The organism is Corynebacterium sp. HMSC074C04, assembly GCF_001838295.1.
Lineage (GTDB): Bacteria > Actinomycetota > Actinomycetes > Mycobacteriales > Mycobacteriaceae > Corynebacterium > Corynebacterium amycolatum.
Genome location: NZ_KV836264.1, coordinates 205,034 through 213,230 on the forward strand (window position 1 = coordinate 205,034; position 8,197 = coordinate 213,230).

The following is an 8,197-nucleotide window of genomic DNA, read 5'->3' on the forward strand; positions in this document are numbered from 1 at the left end:
TGGTGCCCACCCAGCGACACGCCGAGCGGACACACTTTTTGCCTATTAACCCACACTTTTGCTACTTAACCCACGAAACTCAGCGACCGTTCGTAACCGCAGCGCGCAGGGCACGAGCTGCCTCTTCCGGGTTTTCTGCCTCGGTCAGTGCGCGAACCACCACAATGCGCTCCGCACCAGCGGCGATAACCGCATTGGCGGTCTCGGCGTTGATACCGCCAATTGCCCACCATGGCTTGACGGGGTCACTTGCGCCGCGGTCGTGTGGGCGCACAATATCGGCCACGGAATCCTGGTGGGACTCCGCTGATCCCTGTGCCCGCACTCTCCGCACCAGTGCCGCAGCTTCATGAACCATCTCGACTCCGACGGGCTGACGGTCGGGCTTCGTCGGGGTGGCATACACCGGGCCGATTACCGCGTAATCGATGCCATCGTCGGCAAGTGAGGCGGCGAACATGTCCAGATTTCGGTTGGATCGGCCGATGAGAACCTCGGGGCCAACGATCTGGCGGGCCTGCTCGGTCGTGAGGTCTTCCTGGCCCACATGCAGAATGTCTGCGCCGGTCAGCGCGGCAATGTCGGCGCGGTCATTGACGGCGAAGAGCTTGCCGTGTTCAGTGGCGACCTCGGCGAGGATCTCCACGGCGGCAATCTCGTCGCGAGTGTCGACTTTCTTGTCGCGCAGCTGGATGATGTCGGTGCCGCCTTCGTAACAGGCGTGCAGAAATTCGCGCAGATCACCGCGGGATGCACGCGAGTCGGTGCAGAGGTACAGACGGGCATCGGCAAGCAGGGCGCGTCGTGTTGTGCGAGTGGCAGCTGATGAGGCGTTCATGTCCCCATGTTAGGCGAGGTCGAGGATGCGGTGTAGTGGCGGCCATCGGGAAGTCATATGATGGGGGGGTACTACGTTCCGCGGGAGCCGTACTCGGCATCGATGAGATGCCGCTGGCTGAGAGGGCGAATAACGCCGACCGCTTTTACCTGATGCGGGTTATGCCGCCGGAGGGAGGAATGGCAGTGAATGCTGCCGCTATGGGTGCTGCCTCGATAGGTGAGGGTGGCACAGGGGATACGTCGTCAAGCGTTGTTATCGCAGGTGCGGGCATTATTGGCTTGGCGACGGCATGGAGACTACTTCGCCGGGGATTCGATGTGACCGTCCTCGATGCCGAGCCCGTTTCCGGCGCAACTTTCGCCGCAGCTGGCATGCTGGCGCCGGTGGCCGAAGTCGTGTGGGATCAGCCGACGCTGTATCCGCTGATGGTTGAGTCGGGCAAGCTCTACCGCGACTTTGCCCAGGCCATCGCTGAGGAATCAGGCCACGATGTCGGCTACATCGAGAATTCCACGTTTGTTTGTGCGGGTGATGCCGCCGACCGGCAGACCCTTAGCGAGCTCGTTGAGTTGCAGCATGACATGGGTATGGAGATCAACCGCATTACCGCCACCGAAGCGCGCCGGGCCGAGCCGGCACTGGGGCCGGGTTGTGTTGGTGCGGTGGATATTCCAGGAGATCACCAGGTCAATCCGCGTCTGCTCGCCGACGCACTGCTGACCATCCTGGGAGACCGTGTCATCCGCACCCGCGCGGAAGAGGTTATCTACGCTTCCGACCGCGCCATCGGTCTGCGCGGTGCGGACGGAAGTGATTATCTCGCCGATGAGGTCGTTCTGGCTGCGGGGTTGAACACTGCCGATATCACCGGGCTGCCGGAGAATCTGAATCTGCCACTGCGCCCGGTCTATGGGGATGTGCTGCGTCTGCGTGTACCGGAGCGCCTGCGGCCGCTGGTCACCCGCACTATTCGCGGTGTGGTTCAGGGGCGTCCGGTTTATATCGTCCCGCGTGCTGACGGCACCGTCGTGCTCGGCGCTACCTCGCGTGAAGATGACCTGACCGGCGTCTCCGCCGAAGGAGTCCACCAGCTACTCCGCGACGCATACCGCCTGGTGCCCGGCATTCTCGACTGCGAAATCTACGAGATGACCGCCCGCGCCCGGCCGGGTTCCCCGGACGATGTCCCCATGATTGGCCGCGTGGCTCCAGGACTGACCGTGTCCACCGGCTACTTCCGCCACGGCATTCTGCTTACGGCTATCGGTTCCAAGCTCACCGCCGATGTCGTCGCCGGTCGAGAAAATGATAACGACCGGGCGCTTCTTTCCGCCGTCAATCCATTCCGCTTCAGCGACTAGAGGAGGCTCGCTTATGTCCACCACAACACTCAATGGCGAAGGCTACACACCGGCTGCGGGGGAGATGGTCGCAGATCTCGTCGCAAAGCATACGGGGCACGTGCTTAACGACGACGGCACCACCGCGGACGGTACCCGCCTGGGGATTGCAGTAGCCGTGGATGGTGCGGTGATTCCGCGTGCTAAGTGGGCAACCACGCCCGTGGCAGGTGCAATCGACATCGTGACAGCAGTTCAGGGAGGCTAGAGATGACTGAGAAGTCCGCACAGGCAAATATGTCCGCACAGGCAAACGAAACCGGGGCGGCGAGCGAATTGACGCGCGAACTTACACGGGAACCGCTGCGCATTGGCGGGCTGGAATTGAACTCCCGTCTGATTATGGGAACTGGCGGTGCGACCAGTATGGATACGCTGGAGCGCGCGCTGGTGGCTTCGGGCACCGAGCTGACTACGGTGGCGATGCGCCGCTTTACGCCCGGCACGAAGCAGAACGTTTTTGAGATTTTGCAGCGCAACAATATCGCGGCGCTGCCGAATACCGCGGGGTGCTATACCGCTCGTGACGCGGTGTTGACTGCGCAGTTGGCCCGCGAGGCGCTGGAGACCAACCTGCTGAAGCTCGAGGTCATCGCCGACGAGGACACTCTGCTGCCGGACCCGGTCGAGCTGGTCGCCGCTGCGGAGCAGCTGGTGGCTGACGACTTCGTGGTTTTCGCTTACACCAATGACGATCCGGCGCTGGCCAAGCGGCTGGAGGATCTGGGCTGCGCAGCGGTCATGCCGGCGGGCTCTCCGATTGGCACTGGCCTGGGAATTCTCAACCCACACAACATCGAGCTGATTGTTGACCGCGCGAATGTGCCCATCATCCTGGACGCGGGCATCGGCACCGCCTCCGAGGCAGCGCAGGCAATGGAGCTGGGCTGCGATGCGGTGCTGCTGGCATCCGCCGTGACACGTGCGCATGATCCGGTGGGCATGGCCACAGCGATGCGCTTCGGCGTTGAGGCAGGTCTGACTGCTCGCGAGTCCGGTCGCATTCCACGCCGCCGACTGGCTCAGGCGAGCTCGTCGTTTGAGGGAATCATCACCGAACGCGTCAGCGGCGCACGCGAGCAGGATTCCCTGTAATGGCTGAGCAGGGGGTCAATCTATCGGATCGTGACCTGCGTCGGTACGCGCGGCATCTAACACTGCCGGGCTTTGGCGCCGAGGGGCAGCGAACTTTGCGAGCTTCCCGCGTCCTCGTTATCGGCGCTGGTGGCCTGGGATCGCCCGCGTTGTTGTACCTGGCCGGTGCAGGGGTCGGACACATCACCATTATTGACGATGACGTAGTCGACGAGTCCAACTTGCAGCGCCAGGTCATTCACCGCGAGTCTGACATTGGTCGCCCGAAGGCCGAATCCGCCGCCGATGCCGTGCGGCGCCTCGACTCCGAGGCATCGGTGACCGCAATTGTCGGCAGGTTGAGCGTCGACAATGCCGAGGAGCTCTTCGCCGCTCACGATGTAGTGCTCGACGGCGCGGACAATTTCGCCACGCGCTACCTGTCCTCCGATGCTGCGGAGCTGACCGGAACACCGCTGGTCTGGGCTACGATTCTGCAGTTCGCCGGGCAGCTGTCCGTCTTCTGGCCAGGCCACGGCCCCATGCTTCGCGATCTCTACCCCGACATTCCCGACCCCGGCTCCGTACCGTCGTGCGCCGCAGGTGGTGTCCTCGGCGCAATGGTCGGACAGATTGGCTCGATGATGGTCGTCGAAGCAATCAAGGTGCTCACTGGTGTTGGCAAGGTCGGCGTTGGCAAGCTCGTGCTTATCGACGCCCTGGAGGCAACCACCCGCACACTGTCCTTTGCAGCCGACCCGGAGCGCGAACCCGTTTCCGACCTGACCGAAATTGCGCAGGTGTGCGCAGCATCGTGGTCCGAGGATGAAGAGGACCCGGCGCAGAGCGTGCGCAGCATCGGTCCCAACATGGCACACGAGCTTCTTGCCAGGGGAGTGCCTCTCATCGATGTACGCGAACCCGATGAGCACGCGGAGGTCGCCATTGCCGGATCTGTGCTTGTGCCACTCGGTGACATTCGCAGCCGTCGGTGGGCTGCTGTGAATGAGGCACTTGCGCAGGCTGACGGTGTCGCAACTGGGGCAGAGGGAGTTCTCATTCACTGCCACTCGGGGGCCCGCTCGCAACAGGCGATTGAGCTGCTGGCCAGCGATACCGAGGCTGATGGTGTCACGCCGGAGCTCATTAACCTGGACGGGGGCATTGTGGCCTGGCAGGCGGCGGGGCAGGAGACCGTCGTGAAGCGTGGCGGAACGCACTAATTAGTAGCTGCCGCCACGCTCTGTTGAACAGCTTGCCTACGCCTGCGGCTGCAGCGTTGTCGACCACAATTCGGTGCCGCGGGTGGTGAGCAGACGGACAGTCATCTCGCGTGAGTCGCCGTCGATATCGACTTCGCCGAAGTGTTGGAAATCCTGTGTGGGGTCGGCGTTGGCATTGTCCTTACCCGGTGCGTGGACGTACTCCACCTTCGGCCCGAAGGTCGGATCCATTTCGTTGGGGCCGAAAGCGCCTGCGTGGAGAGGACCGGAGACGAATTCCCAGAAGGGTGCGAAGTCAGTGAACTGTGCGCGCTCCGGGCTGTAGTGGTGAGCCGCGGTGTAGTGCACATCGGCGGTGAGCCAAACGATATTTGAAACATCCTTAATGGCGCTGAGCAGACGGGCGATTTCACGTTCACGGCCTGCAGGCGCACCGGCGACACCATTGGATATGCTTTCTTGGTCACCATCGTCGCCGTCGGGGACGATGATTCCAAGCGGTAGGTCATTAGCAACAATCTTCCACGTCGCGCGGGAGTCCTTGAGGGAGTCGATTAACCAGCTTGTCTGCTTTTCGCCAAGGATTGGTTCTTCGGTTGTCGAGCGCGGATTATTGGAAGTGTTTTCTCCCTTGTAGCTGCGCATATCCAGGATGAATATGTCTAGCAAAGGGCCGTAGGAAACCTTGCGGTATACGCGCCCATCAACAGCCATTTGCTGATCAAGTGGCTGCCACTCATGGAAAGCCTGGTAGGCGCGCTTGGCCAGGGTGTTGACATCGCGCTCGGTATAGCGATCATCGTCTAGGACTTCGTTGGGGTACCAGTTGTTGACTGTTTCGTGGTCATCCCACTGGACCAGCTGCGGAACCTGCGCATTGAAGGCCAAGTAGTTCTTGTCCATGAGGTTGTAGGAGTACTGGCCGCGATAATCCTCGAGGGTTTCAGCAACTTTGGATTTGGCCGGAGTGACATGGTTGTGCCACACAGTGCCGTCGGAAAGCGTGACGGATTCCTCCAGTGGACCGTCGGCGTAGCAGGTGTCGCCTGAGTGAATGAATAGGTCTGGATTGCGCTCCAGCATGGTGGAAAAGCCGGTGTAGCCACCGATCTCGTCGTTAATTCCCCAACCCTGTCCTGCGACATCGCCGGACCAGTGCAGGCGGATGTTGGATGCGCGGTTGGGGGCAGTACGGAAGGTGCCGATAACGGGATCAGAGCAGATTCCAGTATCTGCCTCTTCGAGCGTGACGCGGTAAAAGATTTCCTGTCCCGGCTCGAGACCGACGACACGTAGACGTCCGGTGCCGTCCGTGTCCGGAGTTAACAGAGAGTTGCTGCGGAATACCTTGGCATTCTGGAAGCTCTCTGTCGCGGCAGTTTCAACAACCATGTGGGCGGGGCGGTCTGAGCGAGCCCAAATTAATGCGCCGTCGCCGCGGATATCGCCACTTGCAACGCCGTGAGTGAGCTGTGGCCGAGAACGCAATAGCCCTGGGGAGGCCAGTGACGGCGAACCCGGTGTAACTGAAGCGGCAGCTCCAGAGGCATGAGCGAGCGTGACTGAAGTAGCAAGTGCGGTGGATGCGCCTAAACGTAGAGCGCTACGACGGGAAAGCTGCATGGAGTCGAACTTTAGGTTTTCCACTTTGATGTTCGGTTAAACCGGCGTGAACTCGAAGGGAAAAGTCGCAATTGCAGTACAAAGACCCGGTTATTGAGAATGGCTCCGCTTCTTTTTGTAACGTAGATAACTGACTTGGGAGGAATGTGTCTTCCGAGCTGTCTTTTAAAGACAGACAATCTAGAAGTGAAAGGCGCCGACCCCGACAATGGGATCTACAACAACGCCACAAGTAAACAAGCAAGAAAAGAAGTCGGGCGGTTTTCTTAAGAACCTGCCGACCGACCCGTTGATCTTCACGACAGCGATAGGTTTCATTGTCCTCTTTGTGGCAGTGACCGTTGTGCTGGGGGACACAGCTCGGGGTGCCTACTCGGCCGCTTCCGAATGGGTTACATCTAACCTGGGCTGGCTGTTCATCGGTGGTGTTTCTGCGAGCTTTATCTTCCTCATCGGCTTGTTCGTGTCCCGCTACGGACGCATTCAGCTTGGCGATGACGACGAAGAGCCCGAATACAGCATCGCTGAGTGGTTCGGCATGCTCTTCGCCGGTGGTACTGGCTCCATGCTGATGTTCTGGGGTGTGGCTGAACCACTCAACCACGCCTACAACCCGCCGTTCGGTCAAGAGCCGATGACCCGCGAAGCTCAGAACACTGCGATGGCATTTACCATCTACCACCTGGGTATTCACATGTGGGTCATCATGGCGCTTCCGGGGCTCGCACTGGGATACTTCATTTACAAGCGCCATCTGCCGCCACGCGTCTCCTCGATTTTCGCGCCGCTGCTCGGTGCCCGCATCTACTCATGGCCGGGCAAGCTTATCGACGCCGTTGCCATCATCGGTACGGTCGTCGGTATCGCGGTATCGGTTGGCATGGGTGCGCTGCAGATTAACTCCGGTGCTGCTCGTGTAATCGGTACCCCGGAAAACTCGATGGTGCAGCTCATTCTGATTGCCATCATTATTGTGATTGCCTCGATCTCTGTGGCACGTGGTTTGGACAAGGGCATCAAGTTGCTGTCCAATGCCAATATTTGGGCCGCCATGGGGTTGATGGTCTTCGTGCTGCTGATGGGCCCGACTTTGACGTTGCTGCGCCAGACTGTCGACACGACAGGTGTCTACTTGGATGCGTTGCCACGCGTCATGTTCTGGACTGACTCCTACGACGTCAACCCGAATTGGAAGCAGGGTGCCTGGACGGTCTTCTACTGGGCCTGGACAATCTGCTGGTCGCCATTTGTGGGCATGTTCGTCGCCCGTATTTCTCGTGGCCGTACAGTACGTCAGTTCATCGCCGGTGTGATTGCACTGCCGACAATCGTGTCAATTATGTGGTTCTCCATCTTCGGGCGTGCAGGCTTTGAATTGGAAAATGAGAATCCGGGTATTCTGACCAAACCAGTTGTCGAAGGCGGAGATCCCTCGCCGGCACTCTTTATCCTCCTGGAGCAGTACCCGCTGGCAACGCTTGTCAGCGTATTTGCGCTCTTTGTGATCATGATCTTCTTCGTCACCTCCATCGACTCCGCTGCGATGGTAATGGACATGATGTCCACCGGTGAAGAAAACAAGGCCCCGACCTTTTACCGCGTGCTGTGGGGCATCATGATCGGTGCTGTGGCAGCTTCTCTGCTGCTGATTTCTGGTGAAACTGCACTGGAAGCGCTGCAATCCGCGGTGATTGTCATTGGTGTGCCGTTCTTCTTCCTCCACTTCATCATGATGTACTCCCTGGTCAAGGGCATGAGTGATGACCACATGGCCGTGCGCAAGCCAGTCACGCGACAGTGGAGCAAGACCGACACTCCAGAGAAGTTGGAGAAGCACGAAGCCGCACCCGCACCGGGCTACGACGAAGAGGGCAATGAGCTACCACGCTTTGAGTACACCCACGATGACGAGGGACGCCTGGTTATTCAGTCCGATGTGGTCGTTGAAGGTGAGTTTGAGTCTGGCGAAAAGTCGGAATCGGAGGAGCCAGAGGAGTCGGGGACCAAGTCTGAGTCGTAGTAGAGCACGGTCGCAG

General features: G+C 60.0%; 7 protein-coding genes and 1 riboswitch. Of the genes, 5 read left to right on the plus strand and 2 right to left on the minus strand.

Annotation, left to right across the window (positions count from 1 at the left end):
- Positions 1–79: 79 nt before the first annotated feature.
- A complete protein-coding gene (locus HMPREF3011_RS00905; RefSeq protein ID WP_070840981.1) occupies positions 80–838 on the minus strand; it encodes a thiamine phosphate synthase in 759 nt (252 codons plus the stop codon).
- A gap of 70 nt (positions 839–908) precedes the next feature.
- Positions 909–1,031, plus strand: a riboswitch (TPP riboswitch).
- A 7-nt stretch (positions 1,032–1,038) separates the two neighbouring features.
- Between HMPREF3011_RS00905 and thiO the strand changes: the two genes are divergently transcribed.
- From thiO to HMPREF3011_RS00925, 4 genes are read left to right on the plus strand one after another with little or no spacing between them, the layout of a single operon-like run.
- Positions 1,039–2,202 carry a glycine oxidase ThiO gene (gene thiO / locus HMPREF3011_RS00910; RefSeq protein ID WP_070840982.1) on the plus strand — a complete coding sequence of 388 codons (1,164 nt, stop codon included), beginning with the start codon at positions 1,039–1,041 and terminating at the stop codon, positions 2,200–2,202.
- A 13-nt stretch (positions 2,203–2,215) separates the two neighbouring features.
- Complete coding sequence (thiS, locus tag HMPREF3011_RS00915; RefSeq protein ID WP_070840983.1) at positions 2,216–2,449, plus strand: sulfur carrier protein ThiS; 234 nt, start codon at positions 2,216–2,218, stop codon at positions 2,447–2,449.
- A 2-nt stretch (positions 2,450–2,451) separates the two neighbouring features.
- Positions 2,452–3,336 carry a thiazole synthase gene (locus HMPREF3011_RS00920; RefSeq protein ID WP_083327043.1) on the plus strand — a complete coding sequence of 295 codons (885 nt, stop codon included), beginning with the start codon at positions 2,452–2,454 and terminating at the stop codon, positions 3,334–3,336.
- Positions 3,336–4,538, plus strand: coding sequence for a ThiF family adenylyltransferase (locus HMPREF3011_RS00925; protein ID WP_070840984.1), 1,203 nt, complete (start codon positions 3,336–3,338; stop codon positions 4,536–4,538). Before HMPREF3011_RS00920 ends, HMPREF3011_RS00925 begins: the two co-directional genes overlap by 1 nt.
- Before the next feature lie 36 nt (positions 4,539–4,574).
- Here the strand turns inward: HMPREF3011_RS00925 and HMPREF3011_RS00930 are convergent, their stop codons facing one another.
- Positions 4,575–6,161, minus strand: coding sequence for an alkaline phosphatase D family protein (locus tag HMPREF3011_RS00930; RefSeq protein ID WP_070840985.1), 1,587 nt, complete (start codon positions 6,159–6,161; stop codon positions 4,575–4,577).
- 208 nt (positions 6,162–6,369) lie between these two features.
- Between HMPREF3011_RS00930 and HMPREF3011_RS00935 the strand changes: the two genes are divergently transcribed.
- On the plus strand, positions 6,370–8,181 hold the full coding sequence (locus tag HMPREF3011_RS00935; protein ID WP_049180880.1) for a BCCT family transporter: 1,812 nt from the start codon (positions 6,370–6,372) through the stop codon (positions 8,179–8,181).
- Positions 8,182–8,197: the final 16 nt, after the last annotated feature.